Raw genomic sequence first — 17634 nt, forward strand, 5'->3', positions numbered from 1 at the left:
CGCAGCAAGCCACGCGCGCGCGCCGCCTGCAGGGCGCGCTCGAGCTTTTCCTCGGGGGTTTCCTCGGCGGGCGTGGCGTCGAGCAGCCCCATGTCGTCCAGTTCCGGCACCGCGCGGCCGGCGTGGGCCAGGCGCTGGTCGTCCGCCTGCTCATCGCTGGCGGCCTGGCTGGCCAAGGCCTCGGCGGTCCTGGTGATCCGGCTGACGTTGCCGCAGATGCGCGGCACCAGGATGCAGTGCTGGTCGACGCAGTAGACCGCGCCCGGTTCGACGCGGTCGGCCGACCACTTGTCGCGTGTCACCGTACGGCAGACTGACGCCTTGCCGAAATGCATGTCGCGGATGGCGGCGTCGTATTTATGCTTGCCGGCGATGGCGTCGCGGGTGATCTCGACCTGGTCGTCCGCCTGGCCCTCGGCCATGCGGCGCTTCAAGGTGCTGCGCACGGCTTCCGGCATGTCGGTATAGCGGTCGATGGCGGCGATGACGCCGCCGGTGTAGGGATTGTGTCCCGGATGGTCCCAGGAACAGGCGGGCTGCACGGCAGCGACGAGGGTAACGGCTAGCAGTAAAGGCATGATGCAAACTTTCAGGCTGGCGCTATCGCAGGGGCTGGGCGGCGTAGGATTTACATAAAATTGAATAACTGTTTCGCCATGATATTACAAATTTCGTAAACTTTGTACGTCTGCCGGAAATTTTTAATGCCAGGTGGCCATGACGCACTGCCGTGGTGCGCGCGTGCACCAGCTTGCGCGTCGCCGACGGAACTTGCCCAAGTCCCTGTTTTCAGAGTAGAATCTCGGGTTGCTCGACCCTGGTTTGGGCAATGTTGTTAAATCCGTTAATTTAAACACGCGAATCCGCTCGACAAGGGTGCCTGGCCTAGGCTGAGGTGACTGATCGGATTCCAGAACTAACCCTGGAGTAAATTATGTCCGTAACTATGCGCGAAATGCTGGAAGCCGGTGTCCACTTTGGTCACCAAACCCGTTTCTGGAACCCAAAGATGGCTCCTTTCATCTTCGGTCACCGCAACAAGATCCATATCATCAATCTGGAAAAGACGATGGGTATGTATCAAGAGGCGATGAAGCATGTTAAGCAAGTAGCCGCTTCGCGTGGCACCATCCTGATGGTGGGCACCAAGCGTCAAGCTCGCGAAATCATTGCTGCCGAAGCTCAGCGCGCAGGCGTTCCTTATGTTGACCAGCGTTGGCTGGGCGGCATGCTGACCAACTTCAAGACCATCAAGACCTCGATCAAGCGCCTGAAAGACATGGAAGCGGCGATCGAAGACGGTTCGATCGAGAAGCTGTCGAAGAAAGAAGCACTGATGTTCCAGCGCGAGCTGGTCAAGCTGCAGAAATCGATCGGCGGCATCAAGGACATGGGCGGCGTGCCTGACGCCATCTTCGTCGTTGACGTTGGCTACCACAAGGGCGCTATCACCGAAGCCGCGAAACTGGGCATCCCAGTGATCGGCGTGGTCGATACCAACCACTCGCCAGAAGGCGTGCAGTACGTTATCCCTGGTAACGACGACTCCTCCAAAGCGATCACCCTGTACGCCCGCGGCGTGGCAGATGCGATCCTGGAAGGCCGTGCCGCCGCCGGCGCCGACGTAGTCGAAGCAATCAAGGCCGCATCGAGCGACGAATACGTTGAAGTCAGCGAACAGGCTTAATCGTTTCTGATTGGCTGTAAGAAAAAAGGGGTGGCCACCAGCTCCCCCTTTTTTTTAACATAAATGGTTGGAGCGCGGCACCAGCGGCGCTCACCACACCACCGAATACCGAATTACCGTATAACAGGAGAAACACATGGCAGCGATTACTGCAGCAATGGTAGGCGAACTGCGCGCGAAGACCGACGCGCCTATGATGGAATGCAAAAAAGCACTGACCGAAGCCGAAGGCGACATGGGTCGTGCGGAAGAGATCCTGCGCGTCAAGCTGGGCGGCAAAGCCTCGAAAGCTTCGGCCCGCATCACCGCTGAAGGCGTGGTAGCCACCTACATCGCCGGCGGCGTCGGCGCCATCGTCGAAGTCAACTCGGAAACCGACTTCGTCGCCAAGAACGACGACTTCCTGGCGCTGGCGCAGACCGCCGCCAAGCTGGTCGCTGAAAACAACCCGGCCGACGTGGCTGCCCTGCTGGCGCTGCCAACCGGCAACGGCCAGACCCTGGACGAAGTGCGTTCGGCCCTGATCGGCAAGATCGGCGAAAACATGTCGATCCGCCGCTTCCAGCGCTTCGAAACCAGCGCCAAGCTGGCTTCCTACCTGCACGGCTCGCGCATCGGTGTGATCGTCGAGTTCGACGGCGCCGACGAGCAAGTGGGCAAGGACGTGGCCATGCACATCGCCGCCATGAAGCCGGTTTCGCTGTCGGCTGACCAGGTGCCGGCCGAACTGATCGAAAAAGAGCGCTCGGTCGCCAAGCTGAAGGCCGACGAAGACGCGGCTGCCGCCGTCGCCGCCGGCAAGCCAGCCCAGCCTGCCGACATCGTCGCCAAGCGTCTGGAAGGCTCGGTACAGAAGTTCCTGAAGGAAGTGTCGCTGCTGAACCAGGCGTTCGTGAAGAACGACAAGCAGTCGATCGAGCAGATGCTGAAAGAAAAATCGACCACCGTGAAAGCCTTCACCATGTACGTGGTGGGCGAAGGTATCGAGAAGAAGGTAGACGACTTCGCAGCGGAAGTGGCCGCGCAAATGGCCGCTAACAAAGCGTAATCAAGAAAACGGGCCGAGAGGCCCGTTTTTTTAAGCCCGCAGCAGTATCCGGCGCCGGGCAAGGTATCATAGGCGCCGGCAAGCCTTACCCCCGAATCAATCAACTTAGGAGCCCCGTCTCATGTCCAAACCAGCCTACAAGCGCGTCCTCCTCAAATTGTCCGGCGAAGCCCTGATGGGCGATGATGCATACGGCATCAACCGCGGCACGATCGAACGGATGGTGGCCGATGTGGCCGAAGTCGCGAAACTGGGCGTGGAACTGGCGATCGTCATCGGCGGCGGCAACATCTTCCGCGGCGTCGCACCCGGCGCCCAGGGCATGGACCGCGCCACCGCCGACTACATGGGCATGCTGGCCACCGTCATGAATGCGCTGGCGCTGGCCGACGCCATGCGCCATGTCGGCATCACCGCGCGCGTGATGTCGGCGATCGGCATCGAGCAGGTGGTCGAGCCGTATGTGCGCCCGAAGGCGCTGCAGTACCTGGAAGAAGGCAAGGTGGTGGTGTTCGCCGCCGGCACCGGCAATCCGTTCTTCACCACCGACACGGCAGCGGCGCTGCGCGGCTCGGAAGTGAGCGCGGAAATCGTGCTGAAGGCCACCAAGGTGGACGGCGTGTACACCGCCGACCCGAAGAAAGACCCGAATGCCACGCTGTACAGCTCGATCAGCTTCGACGAAGCGATCGCCAAGCACCTGCAGGTGATGGACGCCACCGCGTTTGCGCTGTGCCGCGACCAGAAACTGCCGATCAAGGTGTTCTCCATCACCAAGCCGGGCGCGCTCAAGCGCGTCATCATGGGCGAGGATGAGGGTACACTGGTTCACGTTTAAATATACCAATCAGGAGAGCAGCAATGTCTGTAGCTGACGTTAAAAAGAGTGCGCAGGAGCGCATGACCAAATCGCTGGAAACCCTGCGCGGCGACCTCGCCAAAGTCCGTACCGGCCGTGCCCACACCGGCATCCTCGACCACGTGATGGTCGATTACTACGGCAACCCGACCCCGATCAACCAGGTGGCCAACCTGACCCTGATCGACGCGCGCACCATCGGTGTGCAGCCGTTCGAAAAGAAAATGGGCGCGACCATCGAGAAGGCCATCCGCGACGCCGACCTGGGTCTGAACCCGTCGGCCCAGGGCGACCTGATCCGCGTGCCGACCCCGCCGCTGACCGAAGAGCGCCGCAAGGAAATGGTCAAGCTGTGCAAGAGCGAAGCCGAGGACGCCAAGGTGGCCGTGCGCAACATCCGCCGTGACGCCAACGAAGGTCTGAAGAAGCTGGTCAAGGACAAGGCCATCTCGGAAGACGACGAGCGCCGTGGCGTCGACGATGTGCAAAAGCTGACCGACAAGTTCATCGTCGACATCGACAAGATGGTGGCTGAGAAAGAAAAAGAAGTTCTGACGGTGTAATCCCGAGGGCGCCAGCCGGGCGGCCCGTACAGTCACGCGCGTGACTGGCGGTGTCTGCTATGCTGGCGCCTTGTCTTTTTGTCTCACACCTGCAATACTTTGTATTTTGGCACCAAAGTTTTCATGAAATATACGAGTTCGACTACTGAGGTACCAGACGCGCCCGCCGTGCCGCGCCATGTGGCCATCATCATGGACGGCAATGGCCGTTGGGCGACCAAACGCTTCCTGCCGCGCGTGGCCGGTCACGCCAAGGGCGTGGACGCGGTGCGCACCGTGGTTGAATCCTGCGCCCGCCGCGGCGTGGAATACCTGACCCTGTTCGCCTTCAGTTCCGAAAACTGGCGTCGTCCGGAAGAGGAAGTGTCGCTGCTGATGCGCCTGTTCGTCACCGCGCTCGAGCGCGAAGTGTCCAAGCTGCACGCAAATAACATCCGCCTGCGCGTGGTGGGCGACCTCAGCCGCGCCGACGCCAAGCTGCAGGACATGATCGCCGGCGCCGAGCGCAAGACCGCCGCCAATACCCGCATGACGCTGACCGTGTGCTTCAACTATGGCGGCCGCTGGGACATCATGCAGGCGGTCAAGCAGATGGTGCAGGCCCATCCGGGCGCATCCGACTTCACCGAAGAGCAGCTGGCGCCGCACCTGGCCATGGCCTACGCGCCCGAGCCCGACCTGTTCATCCGCACCGGCGGCGAAAAGCGCATCTCGAATTTCCTGTTGTGGCAGCTGGCCTATACCGAGCTGTTCTTCACCGATACCTACTGGCCCGACTTTTCCGCTGAAAGCCTGGACGAGGCCATCGCTTCCTATCAGCACCGCGAGCGTCGCTTCGGCCGCACCAGTGCGCAAGTTGCCGAGACTGCGAGCTAAACGATGCTGAAAACCCGCGTGATCACCGCTGTGGTGCTGCTGGCGATTTTGCTGCCGGTGCTGTTCTTGAATTATTTCCCTGCCTTCGCGCTGGTGGTCACGCTGTTCGTGGCCGGCGCCGTGTGGGAGGGCGCGCGTCTGTTCGGCCTCGGCGAGACCGGCGCGCGCGTGGCCGGCTTGCTTGGCGGCGTGCTGTTCGCGTACATGCTGTACGCGGCCCAGCCGGGCGCGGCGCGCGCGCTGTTCGGCGTGGCCGCCTTGCTGTGGTTTATCCGCTATGCGCCGACGCTGGGCATGGGCCTGCCGCCGCTGGGCGGCGTCGCCAACTGGACGCTGGCGATCACCTTCGGCTTTGCGGTGTTTGCCGCCTTCTTCGCCATCGTCGGCCTGTACCTGCACTCGCCTTTGTATTTGCTGTCGGTGATGGTGCTGGTGTGGATCGCCGACATCGGCGCCTACTTCGCCGGCAAGGCCTTTGGCAAGCGCAAGCTGGCGCCGAGCATCTCGCCCGGCAAGTCGTGGGAAGGCGCCATCGGCGGCGCCGTCGCCGTGCTGGTGCTGGCGGCGCTGTCGATCATGCTGGCCGGTGGCGTTGCCCCCTGGTTGCAGGACACCTTCGCCTACCGCCTGCAGGCGCGCTTCGGCTGGGGCCTGGCGCTGCTGGTGCTGCTGGTGATCGTGATGTTCTCCGTGATCGGCGACCTGTTCGAATCCCAGCTCAAGCGCCGCGCCGGCATGAAGGACAGCAGCAACCTGCTGCCCGGCCACGGCGGCGTGCTCGATCGCGTCGACGCTTTGATCCCGGTGCTGCCGATGGCGGCGCTGATTTCGTCCTGGCTCTGAAAGACTTACCATGCAACGTATTACCATCCTCGGCGCCACCGGATCGATCGGCGTCTCCACCCTGGACGTCATCGCCCGCCACCCGCAGCGCTACAGCGTGTATGCGCTGTCCGCGCACAGCCGCGTCGATGAACTGGCGGCGCAGTGCGTGCAGTTCCGCCCCGCGCGCGCGGTGGTCGGCACCGCCGCCGCCGCCGACCGCCTGAGCGCCTTGCTGCGCGCGGCCGGCGTCAACACCGAAGTGGAGTGGGGCGAGCAGGCCCTGTGCAGCATCGCCGGCGCGGCGGAAACCGACAGCGTGATGGCCGCCATCGTCGGCGCGGCCGGTCTGGCGCCGACCCTGGCGGCGGCGCGCGCCGGCAAGAAGATACTGCTGGCAAACAAGGAGGCGCTGGTGATGTCCGGCCAGCTGTTCATGGACGCCGTGCGTGAATCGGGCGCGGTGCTGCTGCCGATCGACAGCGAGCACAACGCCATCTTCCAGAGCATGCCGCAGTTCGGCGGCAAGGTGCCGGCGGTGCGCGACGCGGCGGCCGGCGTGGCCAAGGTGCTGCTGACCGCCTCCGGCGGGCCGTTCCTGAACCGCGAGGTGGCCACGCTGGACACGGTGACGCCGGAGCAGGCCTGCAAGCACCCCAACTGGTCGATGGGCCGCAAGATTTCGGTCGACTCGGCCACCATGATGAACAAGGGCCTGGAAGTGATCGAGGCGCACTGGCTGTTCGGCGCTCCGGCCGAGCAGATCGAGGTGGTGATCCATCCGCAGTCGGTGATCCATTCGATGGTGTCGTACGTCGACGGTTCGGTGCTGGCGCAGCTGGGTAATCCGGACATGCGCACCCCGATCGCGCACGCGCTGGCCTACCCGGAGCGCATCGCCTCCGGCGTGGCGCAGCTGGATCTGACGCAGATCGCCACGCTGCAATTCCACAAGCCGGACTTCGAGCGCTTCCCGTGCCTGCGCCTGGCGTTCGAGGCGCTGCGTGCCGGCGGTTGCGCGCCGGCCGTGCTGAACGCGGCCAACGAGGTGGCGGTGCAAGCCTTTCTCGACCTGCGGATCGGCTTCCGCCAGATCGACCGCGTGATCGCCCATGTGGTGGAAGCGCTGCCGTGCATGGCCGCCGACAGCATCGAGGTGGTGATGGCGCAGGATGCCGCCGCCCGCGCCGCCGCGCAGACCCGTATCGCCGGACTGGCAAAATGAACTTCCTGCAGACCGTGCTGGCGTTTGTCGTCTGCCTCGGCTCCCTGATCGTCTTCCATGAGCTGGGCCACTACCTGGTGGCGCGCTGGTGCGGCGTCAAGGTGCTGCGCTTCTCGGTCGGCATGGGCAAGGTGGTGTGGTCGCGCCGCTTCGGGCCGGACCAGACCGAATGGGCCATCTCGGCGCTGCCGCTGGGCGGCTACGTCAAGATGCTGGACGCCCGCGAGGGCGAGCTGACCGGCCTGCCGGAGTCCGACCTGAAACGCGAATTCACGCGCCAGAATGTGTGGAAGCGCATCGCCATCGTGGCCGCCGGCCCGCTGGCCAACTTCCTGATCGCCATCGTGCTGTTCGCCGGCCTGTACATGGTCGGCGTCGAGGAACCGAGCAGCAAGATCAGCCTGCATCCGGCCACCGAACAGGGCAAGCTGGAAGCCACCGCGGCCTGGCGCGCCGGCCTGCGTTCCGGCGACGTCATCACCGCCGTCAACGACCAGCCGGTGCAGGCGTGGTCGGACCTGCGCTGGCAGTTCATCCAGTCCGCCATCGACAAGCGCGACCTGCGTCTCGCGGTCGAGCGCGCGGGGCAGGGGCGCTTCAGCTTCACGCTGCCGGCCGCCGCGCTGGCCGGCGTCGACCTGGAGGGCGACGTGCCGGGCGCGCTCGGCGTCGGTGTCTCGCGTCCCGCGCCGGTGGTGCAGCAGATCGTGCCGGGCAGCCCGGCCGCACAGGCGGGCCTGCAGGTCGGCGACCTGCTGACGGCGGTGGACGGCGCGGCCGTCAGCGACGGCATCGCTTTCATCGACATCATCCGCGGCTCGGCCGGCAAGACGGTGCAGGTCACGCTGCAGCGCGCCGGCCAGCCGGTGACGCTGGCGGTGACGCCGCAGGCCGAACAGGCAAAATCCGGCAAAGGAACTGTAACAGTCGGTAAGATCGGCGCTTACGTCGCGCTGCAGCCGGATATGATCAAAGTGCCTTCGGCGCCGCTGGCGGCCATCGGCAAGGCGGTCGAAAAGGTCTGGGACACTTGTACGATGACGCTGAAGATGATCGGCAAGATGATCACCGGCGAGGCCTCGCTGAAAAACGTCACCGGCCCCATCACCATCGCCGATTATGCCGGCCAGACCGCAAGGATGGGCGCGGTGAGCTATCTGAGTTTCATCGCCTTCATCAGTATTAGTCTGGGGGTAATGAATTTGCTGCCAATTCCCGTTCTAGACGGGGGGCATTTGCTGTATTATTCGCTGGAAGTTTTAACTGGGCGTTCTGTGCCGGAACGCGTCGGCGAAATCGCGCAGCGGCTGGGCATGGGTTTGTTGCTGACCCTGATGCTGCTGGCGGTGTTCAACGATGTCGCCCGGTTGCTGTAGCAGTACTGTGTAGTTCCCGTTTGGATTTAGCCATTGAACCCGATGAAATTATATTCTGACCGTATTACTTCAACTTCCTTGCGCCGCAGCCTGATCGGCGCCGCTGTCCTGGCACTGTGCAGCGGCAGCGCCATGGCGATCGATCCTTTCGTCATCAAAGATATCCGCGTCGAAGGAATCCAGCGTACGGAAGCCGGTACGGTCTTCAGCTATCTGCCGGTGCGTGTCGGCGAAACCTTCAATGACGACAAATCGGTCACCGCCATCAAGGCGCTGTACGCCACCGGCTTTTTCAAGGATGTGAAGCTGGAGAAGGATGGCGAGGTGCTGGTGGTGCTGGTCGAGGAACGTCCGGCCATCGCCAAGGTGGATTTCACCGGTGCCAAGGAATTCGAGAAGGATACGCTGGTCAAGGCGCTGAAGGACATCGGCGTGGGCGAGGCCAAGATCTTCGACAAGGCCTCGGTCGACCGCGCGGAGCAGGAACTGAAGCGTCAGTATCTGTCGCATGGCCTGTACGGCGTCAAGGTGGTCACCACCGTGACCCCGATCGAGCGTAACCGCGTCAACATCACCTTCGCGGTGGACGAGGGCGAAGTCGCCAAGATCAAGCAGATCAACATCGTCGGCAACAAGCTGTTCTCCGACAAGGAACTGAAAGACCAGCTGGCGCTGAACACCGGCGGCTGGTTCGCCTGGTACACCAAGTCCAACCAGTACTCCAAGACCAAGCTGACCGGCGACCTGGAATCGCTGAAGTCCTTCTACCTGAATCGCGGCTACATCGAGATGAACATCGATTCGACCCAGGTGTCGATCACGCCCGACAAGAAGGACATCTACATCACCATCAACATCACCGAGGGCGAGAAGTACAACGTCAAGGACATCAAGTTCGAGGGCGAGACCTTCGGCCGCGAAGAAGAGCTGCGCGGCCTGGTCCTGCTGCGCAAGGGCGAGGTCTACTCGGGCGAGCGCCTGACCGCCACCAACAAGCTGATCTCGGACCGCCTGGGCACCTTCGGCTACGCCTTCGCCAACGTCAACGCCAACCCGGACATCGACCGCGACAAGCGCGAAGTCTCGTTCACCTTCTTCATCGATCCCGGCAAGCGCGCCTACGTGCGCCACATGAACATCGCCGGCAATACCTCCACCCGCGACGAGGTGATTCGCCGCGAGTTCCGCCAGTTCGAATCGTCGTGGTACGACGCCAACCGCATCAAGCTGTCGCGCGACCGCGTCGACCGTCTCGGCTACTTCAAGGACGTCACCATCGACACGCCGGAAGCGCAGGGCACCTCCGACCAGGTGGACGTGAACCTGACCGTGACCGAAAAGCCGACCGGTAACTTCCAGATCGGCGGCGCGTTCTCGCAGGCGGAGAAATTCTCGTTCCAGGCGGCGATCCAGCAGGCCAACTTCGCCGGTTCGGGCACCACCGTGGGCCTGGAGCTGAACACCTCCAAGTACAGCCGCACGATTTCGTTCTCGCAGACCGACCCGTACTACACCGACGAAGGCGTGTCGCGCGGTTACGAGCTGTATCTGCGCACGCAGCAGCCGCCGGCGCTGAACATCGGTTCCTACACCATCAAGCAGCAGGGTGGCCGCATCAGCTACGGCGTGCCGTTCTCGGAAGTGGACACCGTGTTCTTCGGCATCGGCCTGGAACGTTCGAAGATCACCACCGACACCACTTCGCCGATCCGCTTCCAGGAATACGTCAACACCATCAACGGCACCACCAGCGGCGTCGGTACCGCCGCCACCAACGCGGTGCCGCTGACCGTGGCGTGGGCGCGCGACAGCCGCGACTCGGCGCTGACGCCGACCGTCGGCCGCTACCAGCGCGCCAACCTGGAACTGGACGTGGTCGGCCAGCAGAAATACTACCGCGCGGTGTACGAACACCAGTGGTACAAGCCGCTGTTCTCGAAGGTCACGCTGGCGCTGAAGGGCGAATTCGACTACGGCCATGGCCTGGGCAACAGCGCCTACCCGGTGTTCAAGAACTTCTACGGCGGCGGCATCGGCTCGGTGCGCGGCTATCTGAGCTCGTCGCTGGGCGCGGTCGATTCGCGCTACTACGATGCGCTGGGCGGCGCCTCGCGCGTGATCGGCAACGCCGAACTGCAGCTGCCGTTCCCCGGCTCGGGCCAGGACCGCAGCCTGCGCTGGTTCGGCTTCCTCGATACCGGCCAGGTTTACCAGGAAGGCGAAAAGATCCGCTATTCGCAGCTGCGTTACTCGACCGGTCTGGGTATCAGCTGGATTTCGCCGGTGGGCCCGCTCAAGTTGAGTTATGCTAAGCCTTTGAATGCCAAGGAAGGCGACCGCCTGGAGCGCTTCCAGTTCCAGATGGGGTCCGGCTTCTGATGGCGGCAAGAAGTACATTACCTCGGAATTTTTACCTCGGAGAAACAAGTTGAAGACTGCATCTGCAACCATGACCAAATTCCTCGCCGTGCTTGCACTGGGCTGGTGTTCATTGGCGCCGGTGCAGGCTCAGACCAATCCGTCGCGTATCGCCTGGATCAGCCCTGAGCGCATCTACAACGAATCCAGGCTGGCCAAGCTGGCCGAGGAAAAGCTGAAGGAAGAGTTCAAGGGCCGCGAGAAAGCCATGAACGACATGGCGGCGCGGCTGAAGGCGGCGTCGGAAAAGCTGGACAAGGATGCGCCGTCGCTGAGCGAACAGGATCGCCTGAAGCGCCAGCGCGACGTGTTCGAGCTGGACAAGGAATACCAGCGTCGCCAGCGCGAGTTCCGTGAAGACCAGAGCCAGCGCGTCAACGAGGAACGCCAGGCGATTTCGGAAAAGGCCACCAAGATCATCAAGCAGCTGGCCAATACCGAAGGTTTCGACATCGTGCTGCAGGACGCCGTATGGGCCAGCAACCGTATCGACATCACCGACAAGGTGCTTGCGGCGCTGGATAAAGACAAGTAAAACCACGATTGGATCACCCGATGGGCACTCGACTAGGAGCATTGGTCGAACGCCTGGGCGGCGAGTTGGTGGGCGATGCGAACCTGGAAGTGACCGGGATCGCGCCCCTGACCGACGCCGGCGTTTCGCACATCAGCTTTCTCAGCAATAGCAAACTGCGCGCCGAGGCGCTGCAGAGCAAGGCGGCGGCACTGATCGTGTCGGCCGCCGACGATGCGTTCATCGCCGCCGGTTACGGCGGCGCGCGCATCGTCGTCAAAAATCCGTACGTGTATTTCGCCCGCGCGGCGCAGTATTTCGAAGCGCTGACGGCGCTCAGGCCGGCGCCCGGCGTGCATGCCACGGCGGTGGTGGCCGACAGCGCCCGGGTGGCGCCATCGGCGCACATCGGCGCGCGCGTGGTGATCGAGGATGGCGCCGTGATCGGCGAGGATGCAGTGATCGGCGCCGGCTGCTTCATCGGCCGCGAGGCGGAGATCGGCGAGGGCACGCAGTTCTTCGCCAACGTGACCTTCCAGGCGCGCTGCCGGATCGGCAAGCGCGGCATCATCCACTCGGGCGCGGTGATCGGCACCGACGGTTTCGGTTTCGCCAACGAGGGCGGCGTCTACATCAAGATTCCGCAGGTGGGGCGGGTGGTGATCGGCGACGACGTCGACATCGGCGCCAACACCACCATCGACCGCGGCGCGCTGGCCGACACCATCATCGAGGACGGCGTCAAGCTGGACAACCAGATCCAGATCGGCCACAACTGCCACATCGGCGCGCACACGGCGATGGCCGGCTGCGTCGGCGTGGCCGGCAGCGCGAAGATCGGCAAGTACTGCACCTTCGGCGGGGCCGCCATGGTGCTGGGCCATCTGACCATTGTCGACAAGGTGCACGTCGGCTCGGGCAGCATGGTGTCGCGCTCGATCCTGGAGCCGGGCCAGTACACCGGCTTCTACCCGCTGGCGAAGAACGCCGACTGGGAAAAGTCGGCCGTCATCGTGCGCAACCTGTCGGCCATGCGCGACAAGATCCGCGCGCTGGAAAAAATTATCAAGACCAAAACAGAGAACGAAGAATCATGACCACGACGACTGAAAACAAGACCATGGACATCTGCGAGATCAAGTCCTACCTGCCGCACCGCTATCCGCTGCTGCTGGTGGACCGCGTGCTGTCGTACGAAGAGGGCAAGTCCATCACCGCCATCAAGAACGTGACCGTCAACGAGGAGTTCTTCAACGGCCACTTCCCGCACAAGCCGGTCATGCCTGGCGTGCTGATGATCGAGGCGATGGCACAGACCGCGGCGCTGCTGTCGTTCAAGACCATGAACCTGAAGCCGGACGAGAATTCGGTGGTGTACTTCGTCGGCATCGACAGCGCGCGCTTCAAGCGCCCGGTCGGTCCTGGCGACCAGCTGAAGATGGACATCGAAATCCTGCGCGTGGCGCGCGGCATCTGGAAGTACAAGGCGGTCGGCTCGGTAGATGGCCAGGTGGCGGTGGAGGCTGAGCTGATGTGCACCATCCGCAGCGCCGCCGATGCCTCGCAACCGGCGGCAGGACAGTAACCATGACCAGGATACACGCCACCGCCATCGTCGACAGCAAGGCGGAGCTGCATGAGAGCGTGGAGGTCGGTCCTTATTCGGTGATCGGCCCAAATGTCACCATCGGCTCCGGCACGGTGGTCGGCCCGCACGTGGTGATCGAAGGCCATACCACCATCGGCAGCGACAACAAGCTGTTCCAGTTCTCGTCGATCGGCGCCGCGCCGCAGGACAAGAAGTGGAAGGGCGAGCCGACCCGCCTGACCATCGGCGACCGCAACACCATCCGCGAATTCTGCACCTTCAACACCGGCACGGTGCAGGACAAGGGTGTGACTTCGCTCGGCAACGACAACTGGATCTCGGCCTATGTCCACCTGGCGCACGACTGCGTGGTGGGCAGCAATACGATCTTCTCAAACAACGCGCAGATCGCCGGCCACGTCGAGATCGGCGACTGGGTGATCATGAGCGGCTTCGCCAACGTGCACCAGTTCTGCAAGATCGGCCCGCACGCGTTTGTCGGCATGAGCACCTCGCTGACCCAGGACGTGCCGCCCTACGTGCTGCTGAACGGGAATCCGGCGCAGGCGCACGGCGTCAACATCGAGGGCCTGAAACGCCGCGGCTTTACGCGCGAGCAGATCAACGGCATCCGTCAGGCCTACAAGATCATCTACCGTCAGGGCCTGACGCTGGACGAGGCCAGGGCGGCGCTGATCGCCGAAGAGGCCACTGTGCCGGCCGACGTGGCGCAGCACATGCGCGCCATGCGCGAGTTCCTGGATACCGCGAGCCGTGGCATCGTCCGATAACATGGCGCCGCGCGCAGCGCCGGCCGGCGGGCCGCTGTCGCTGGCGTTGGTGGCAGGCGAGCCGTCCGGCGACATGCTGGCGGCTCGTTTGCTTTCCGGCCTGCGTCCGCATCTGCCTGATGCGCGCTTCCACGGCATCGGCGGACCGCAGATGATCGCGCAGGGCTTCGAATCGCACTGGCCGATGGACCAGCTGACGGTGCGCGGCCTGCTGCCGGTGCTGATGCGTTACCGCGAACTGAAAGGCATCCAGAGCGCGCTGCGCAACCGCCTGCTGGCCGAGCGGCCGGCGGCCTTCATCGGCGCCGATTACCCGGGCTTCAATCTGGGCCTGGAAATGCAGCTGAAGGCGGCCGGCATCCCGACCGTGCATTACATCGGCCCGCAGATCTGGGCGTGGCGCGGGGGACGGATCAAGAAGATCATCAAGGCGGTGTCGCACATGCTGGTGGTGTTTCCGTTCGAGGAAGCGATCTACCGGCAGGCCGGGGTGCCGGTCAGTTACGTCGGCCATCCGCTGGCGGAGCTGATCCCGCTGACGCCGGACGAAGGCGCGGCACGGCGTCAGCTTGGCCAGCCGGAGGACGGCAACGTGGTCACCATCATGCCGGGCAGCCGCATGTCGGAGATCAAGTACAACACGGTGGCGTTCGTGAAGGCGGCGCAGTTGTTGAAACTGCGCGACCGGACGCTGCGCTTCGTGGCGCCGATGGCGGGCGAGCGGCAGAAGGCTTACTTCCTGCAGCTGGTGGCGCAGGCTGGCTTGCAGGATGTCGAGATTCAGCTGCTGGACGGGCAGTCGCACGCGGCGATCGCGGCGGCCGACGCGGTGATGGTGGCATCCGGCACCGCCTCGCTGGAGGTGGCGCTGTTCAAGAAGCCGATGGTGATTGCGTATAAGATGATGGAACTGGAGTGGCAGATTCTGCGCCACTTCGGCTACCAGCCGTGGATCGGACTGCCGAACATCCTGGCGCGCGAGTTCCTGGTGCCCGAGCTGCTGCAGCACGCGGCCAGCCCGCAGGCGCTGACGGAAGCGATGTGGAAGCAGCTCAGCGACGCGCCGCACCGCCTGCGGCTGGCGCAGCGCTTCACCGACATGCATCACAGCCTGCTGCGCAACAGCGCGGCGGAAAGTGCGGCGGCGGTGTTGAAAGTGATAGAGAGTACAAAGTGAAGAACCCCAACCTTGGCCTGTTCGACGACCTGCCGGATTCGCCCGATGAGATCATCTGCGGCGTCGACGAGGCGGGACGCGGGCCGCTGGCCGGTCCCGTGTTCGCGGCCGCCGTCATCCTCGACCCGTCGCGCCCCATAGCCGGCCTGCGCGACTCGAAGAAGCTCAACGAGGCCAGGCGCGACATGCTGGCGCCGCTGATCAAGGCGCAGGCGCTGGCCTGGGCCATCGCCGAAGCGTCGGAAGAGGAAATCGACAAGCACAACATCCTGCAAGCCTCGATGCTGGCCATGCGCCGCGCGGTGGAGGCGCTGAACACGGCGCCGACCCTGGCCCTGATCGACGGCAACCGCTGCCCGGTGATGAAGATCCAGAGCATCGCCATCATCGGCGGCGACGACAAGGTGGAGGCCATCTCCGCCGCCTCGATCCTGGCCAAGACGGCGCGCGACGCCGCGCTGGTGGCGCTGCACGCCCGCTATCCGCAATACTGCTTCGACCAGCACAAGGGCTACGGCACGGCACTGCACATGGAGCGCCTGCGCGAGCATGGCGCCTCGCCGGTGCACCGCCGCTCGTTCGCGCCGGTGCGCGAAGTGATCGAAGTGTTCTCGCTGCGTACCGCGGGGCTGGCATGAAGACCATCACCTCGCGCGACAACGCGCAATACAAGGAACTGGTCAAGCTGGCCGGCAGCTCGCAGGCGCGCCGCAAGGCCGGCCGCACGCTGCTGGACGGCGTGCACCTGTGCCAGTCCTACCTTCAGCTGCGCGGCCTGCCGGAACAATGCGTGGTCAGCGAAACCTCGCTGCACAACCCGGAAGTGATGGACATCGTCGGCCAGCTGGAAGCAAGACACGCGCATGTTCTGGCGCTGCCGGATGCGCTGTACAACACCATCAGCCAGGTCGAACACGGCATCGGCGTGATGTTTTTGATCGCCACGCCATCGCGTGAAGCGGGCGCGCCGCTGAGCGTTTCGGCGGTGCTGCTGGACGGCGTGCAGGACCCGGGCAACGTCGGCTCCATCCTGCGCAGCGCGGCGGCGGCCGGCATCACCCAGGTCTACTGCAGCGAAGGCACGGCATTCTGCTGGTCGCCCAAGGTGCTGCGCGCGGCCATGGGTGCGCACTTCGTGCTCGACATTTTCGAAAACGTCGACCTGGCGCAACTGGTGCGCGATGCGCGCGTGCCGACGCTGGCCACCAGCGGCTACGCGGCGCAAAAACTGTACGACATCGACCTGCGCCAGCCGGTGGCCTGGATCTTCGGTCATGAGGGGCAGGGCGTGGCGGACGACCTGCTGTCATCGGCCACCCACCGCGTCGTCATCCCGCACCTGGGACAGGTAGAGTCGCTCAACGTCGCCGCCTGCGCGGCGGTATGCTTTTTCGAGCAAGTAAGGCAGAATCAGACGTAAACCACCGGGAGCCGTCATGGATATCGCGCAGTTGCACTTTCTGGTAGCCGAAGGAGATCAGGTTCAACGTCATGCGCTGGCCGATATCCTGGTCCATCTGGGCGTCGGCCGGATCACGCAGGCGCCGGACGGCCACACCGCGCTGCGCTACTTCGCTGCCGGCATCATGCCGCCGGTGGACATCGCCGTGATCGACCTGGCGCTGCCGGGCATGGACGCGCTGGAACTGATACGCCGTGTGGGCGAGGCGCGCTGCAAGGCCGGCGTGATCGTGGTCGGCGCGCAGACCAATGCCGTGCTGTTCTCGGTGGAGACCATGGCGGATGCCTACGGCGTGCGCGTGCTGGGCGCCATCGGCAAGCCGGTGACGGCCGGCCGGCTGCAATCCCTGATCGCCAGCTATCTGCAGCCGGCCGATGCGCGCGCCGCCGGCGCGCAGACACCGTCGCTGTCGTTTACCCAAGTGGGGCAGGGATTGCAAGCGCGCGAATTCGATCCCTTCTTCCAGCCCAAGATCGAACTCGAAACGGGCCAGGTCAAGGGCCTGGAAATGTTCGCGCGCTGGCGCCATCCGCTGTATGGCGTATTGGGGCCGGCCTCCTTCATGCCGGCGCTGGAGCAGGCCAAACGGGTCGATTTCCTCGACTGGACCATGATCGAAAAATCGGTGGCGGCCTGCCGCGCGCTGCACGAGCAAGGCATCCCGATCTCGGTCTCGGTCAACGTCGACCAGAGCACGCTGGCGCATCCGCAGTTCATGGAGCAGATCGGCGCCTGCCTGGAGCGGCACCAGATCATGGCCGACTACATCACCTTCGAAATGACCGAATCGGCGGTGCTGAGCACCGACCCGCACTTTCTCGAACGGCTGCTGCGGCTGCGCATGAAAGGCTTCGGCCTGGCGATCGACGACTACGGCACCGGGCGCAGCAACCTGCAACTGCTGGCGCGCATCCCGTTCTCCGAACTGAAGATCGACCGCAGCTTCGTCGACGGCGCCTTCAAGCGGCCGGCGATCGGCGTGGTGCTGCGTTCCTTCCTGGGGCTGGCGCGCAGCCTGGACCGGCGCTCGGTGGCGGTCGGCGTCGAGACCAAGCAGGACTGGGACTTCCTGCAAGGGCTGGGCTGCACCTACGCCCAGGGCTACTACATCGCCAAACCGATGGCGGTCGAAGACTTCCGCGCCTGGCTGGCCGACTGGCAGCACTTCTTTTGATCCGGGGTCAGTTCTGCCAATCGCACACGAGCCCAGCCGTAGCGTTCGCTACGG

The 17634-nt window shown here is 64.0% G+C and carries 18 protein-coding genes; 17 read left to right on the forward strand and 1 reads right to left on the reverse strand.

What is annotated here, in order from left to right:
* A partial coding sequence (locus E4L98_RS07945; protein ID WP_205746683.1) for an MHFG family PEP-CTERM protein occupies nt 1-578 on the reverse strand: 578 nt, incomplete at its 3' end.
* Between the two features lie 356 nt (nt 579-934).
* Here E4L98_RS07945 and rpsB point away from each other — a divergent pair.
* The 17 genes from rpsB (at nt 935) to E4L98_RS08030 (ending at nt 17580) form a co-directional block, all read left to right on the forward strand.
* A complete protein-coding gene (rpsB, locus tag E4L98_RS07950) occupies nt 935-1687 on the forward strand; it encodes a 30S ribosomal protein S2 (RefSeq protein WP_135201029.1) in 753 nt (250 codons plus the stop codon).
* A gap of 136 nt (nt 1688-1823) precedes the next feature.
* A complete protein-coding gene (tsf, locus tag E4L98_RS07955) occupies nt 1824-2735 on the forward strand; it encodes a translation elongation factor Ts (protein ID WP_135201030.1) in 912 nt (303 codons plus the stop codon).
* A 121-nt stretch (nt 2736-2856) separates the two neighbouring features.
* Complete coding sequence (pyrH, locus tag E4L98_RS07960) at nt 2857-3573, forward strand: UMP kinase (protein ID WP_135201031.1); 717 nt, start codon at nt 2857-2859, stop codon at nt 3571-3573.
* A gap of 23 nt (nt 3574-3596) precedes the next feature.
* Complete coding sequence (frr, locus tag E4L98_RS07965; protein WP_135201032.1) at nt 3597-4157, forward strand: ribosome recycling factor; 561 nt, start codon at nt 3597-3599, stop codon at nt 4155-4157.
* 123 nt (nt 4158-4280) lie between these two features.
* Nucleotides 4281-5033, forward strand: coding sequence for an undecaprenyl pyrophosphate synthase (uppS, locus tag E4L98_RS07970; RefSeq protein ID WP_135201033.1), 753 nt, complete (start codon nt 4281-4283; stop codon nt 5031-5033).
* A 3-nt stretch (nt 5034-5036) separates the two neighbouring features.
* On the forward strand, nt 5037-5876 hold the full coding sequence (locus E4L98_RS07975) for a phosphatidate cytidylyltransferase (RefSeq protein WP_135201034.1): 840 nt from the start codon (nt 5037-5039) through the stop codon (nt 5874-5876).
* 10 nt (nt 5877-5886) lie between these two features.
* Nucleotides 5887-7080 (forward strand): 1-deoxy-D-xylulose-5-phosphate reductoisomerase, encoded by a 1194-nt coding sequence (gene ispC / locus E4L98_RS07980; protein ID WP_135201035.1) that lies wholly within the window; start codon nt 5887-5889, stop codon nt 7078-7080.
* Complete coding sequence (gene rseP, locus E4L98_RS07985) at nt 7077-8456, forward strand: RIP metalloprotease RseP (RefSeq protein WP_135201036.1); 1380 nt, start codon at nt 7077-7079, stop codon at nt 8454-8456. The genes ispC and rseP overlap by 4 nt, the downstream gene beginning before the upstream one ends.
* A 42-nt stretch (nt 8457-8498) precedes the next feature.
* Complete coding sequence (gene bamA, locus E4L98_RS07990) at nt 8499-10835, forward strand: outer membrane protein assembly factor BamA (protein WP_135201037.1); 2337 nt, start codon at nt 8499-8501, stop codon at nt 10833-10835.
* Nucleotides 10836-10905: 70 nt separating this feature from the next.
* Nucleotides 10906-11409, forward strand: coding sequence for an OmpH/Skp family outer membrane protein (locus E4L98_RS07995; protein WP_135201038.1), 504 nt, complete (start codon nt 10906-10908; stop codon nt 11407-11409).
* 20 nt (nt 11410-11429) lie between these two features.
* Nucleotides 11430-12485 carry a UDP-3-O-(3-hydroxymyristoyl)glucosamine N-acyltransferase gene (gene lpxD / locus E4L98_RS08000; protein WP_135201039.1) on the forward strand — a complete coding sequence of 352 codons (1056 nt, stop codon included), beginning with the start codon at nt 11430-11432 and terminating at the stop codon, nt 12483-12485.
* Nucleotides 12482-12973 carry a 3-hydroxyacyl-ACP dehydratase FabZ gene (gene fabZ / locus E4L98_RS08005; protein ID WP_135201040.1) on the forward strand — a complete coding sequence of 164 codons (492 nt, stop codon included), beginning with the start codon at nt 12482-12484 and terminating at the stop codon, nt 12971-12973. The genes lpxD and fabZ overlap by 4 nt, the downstream gene beginning before the upstream one ends.
* Before the next feature lie 2 nt (nt 12974-12975).
* Complete coding sequence (lpxA, locus tag E4L98_RS08010; RefSeq protein ID WP_135201041.1) at nt 12976-13767, forward strand: acyl-ACP--UDP-N-acetylglucosamine O-acyltransferase; 792 nt, start codon at nt 12976-12978, stop codon at nt 13765-13767.
* Between the two features lies 1 nt (nt 13768).
* Complete coding sequence (lpxB, locus tag E4L98_RS08015; RefSeq protein ID WP_135201045.1) at nt 13769-14944, forward strand: lipid-A-disaccharide synthase; 1176 nt, start codon at nt 13769-13771, stop codon at nt 14942-14944.
* Nucleotides 14941-15582, forward strand: a complete 642-nt coding sequence (rnhB, locus tag E4L98_RS08020) for a ribonuclease HII (RefSeq protein WP_135201042.1) — start codon at nt 14941-14943, stop codon at nt 15580-15582. The genes lpxB and rnhB overlap by 4 nt, the downstream gene beginning before the upstream one ends.
* A complete protein-coding gene (locus tag E4L98_RS08025; RefSeq protein ID WP_135201043.1) occupies nt 15579-16364 on the forward strand; it encodes a TrmH family RNA methyltransferase in 786 nt (261 codons plus the stop codon). Before rnhB ends, E4L98_RS08025 begins: the two co-directional genes overlap by 4 nt.
* A 16-nt stretch (nt 16365-16380) precedes the next feature.
* Complete coding sequence (locus tag E4L98_RS08030) at nt 16381-17580, forward strand: EAL domain-containing response regulator (protein WP_135201044.1); 1200 nt, start codon at nt 16381-16383, stop codon at nt 17578-17580.
* Nucleotides 17581-17634: the final 54 nt, after the last annotated feature.

The organism is Duganella callida (assembly GCF_004614165.1).
Classification (GTDB): domain Bacteria; phylum Pseudomonadota; class Gammaproteobacteria; order Burkholderiales; family Burkholderiaceae_D; genus Rugamonas; species Rugamonas callida.

Coding starts and splice junctions, on each gene's coding strand:
- rpsB (WP_135201029.1), top strand. CDS start 935: ATGTCCGTAACTATGCGCGAAATGCTGGAAGCCGGTGTCCACTTTGGT.
- tsf (WP_135201030.1), top strand. CDS start 1,824: ATGGCAGCGATTACTGCAGCAATGGTAGGCGAACTGCGCGCGAAGACC.
- pyrH (WP_135201031.1), top strand. CDS start 2,857: ATGTCCAAACCAGCCTACAAGCGCGTCCTCCTCAAATTGTCCGGCGAA.
- frr (WP_135201032.1), top strand. CDS start 3,597: ATGTCTGTAGCTGACGTTAAAAAGAGTGCGCAGGAGCGCATGACCAAA.
- uppS (WP_135201033.1), top strand. CDS start 4,281: ATGAAATATACGAGTTCGACTACTGAGGTACCAGACGCGCCCGCCGTG.
- E4L98_RS07975 (WP_135201034.1), top strand. CDS start 5,037: ATGCTGAAAACCCGCGTGATCACCGCTGTGGTGCTGCTGGCGATTTTG.
- ispC (WP_135201035.1), top strand. CDS start 5,887: ATGCAACGTATTACCATCCTCGGCGCCACCGGATCGATCGGCGTCTCC.
- rseP (WP_135201036.1), top strand. CDS start 7,077: ATGAACTTCCTGCAGACCGTGCTGGCGTTTGTCGTCTGCCTCGGCTCC.
- bamA (WP_135201037.1), top strand. CDS start 8,499: ATGAAATTATATTCTGACCGTATTACTTCAACTTCCTTGCGCCGCAGC.
- E4L98_RS07995 (WP_135201038.1), top strand. CDS start 10,906: ATGACCAAATTCCTCGCCGTGCTTGCACTGGGCTGGTGTTCATTGGCG.
- lpxD (WP_135201039.1), top strand. CDS start 11,430: ATGGGCACTCGACTAGGAGCATTGGTCGAACGCCTGGGCGGCGAGTTG.
- fabZ (WP_135201040.1), top strand. CDS start 12,482: ATGACCACGACGACTGAAAACAAGACCATGGACATCTGCGAGATCAAG.
- lpxA (WP_135201041.1), top strand. CDS start 12,976: ATGACCAGGATACACGCCACCGCCATCGTCGACAGCAAGGCGGAGCTG.
- lpxB (WP_135201045.1), top strand. CDS start 13,769: ATGGCGCCGCGCGCAGCGCCGGCCGGCGGGCCGCTGTCGCTGGCGTTG.
- E4L98_RS08025 (WP_135201043.1), top strand. CDS start 15,579: ATGAAGACCATCACCTCGCGCGACAACGCGCAATACAAGGAACTGGTC.
- E4L98_RS08030 (WP_135201044.1), top strand. CDS start 16,381: ATGGATATCGCGCAGTTGCACTTTCTGGTAGCCGAAGGAGATCAGGTT.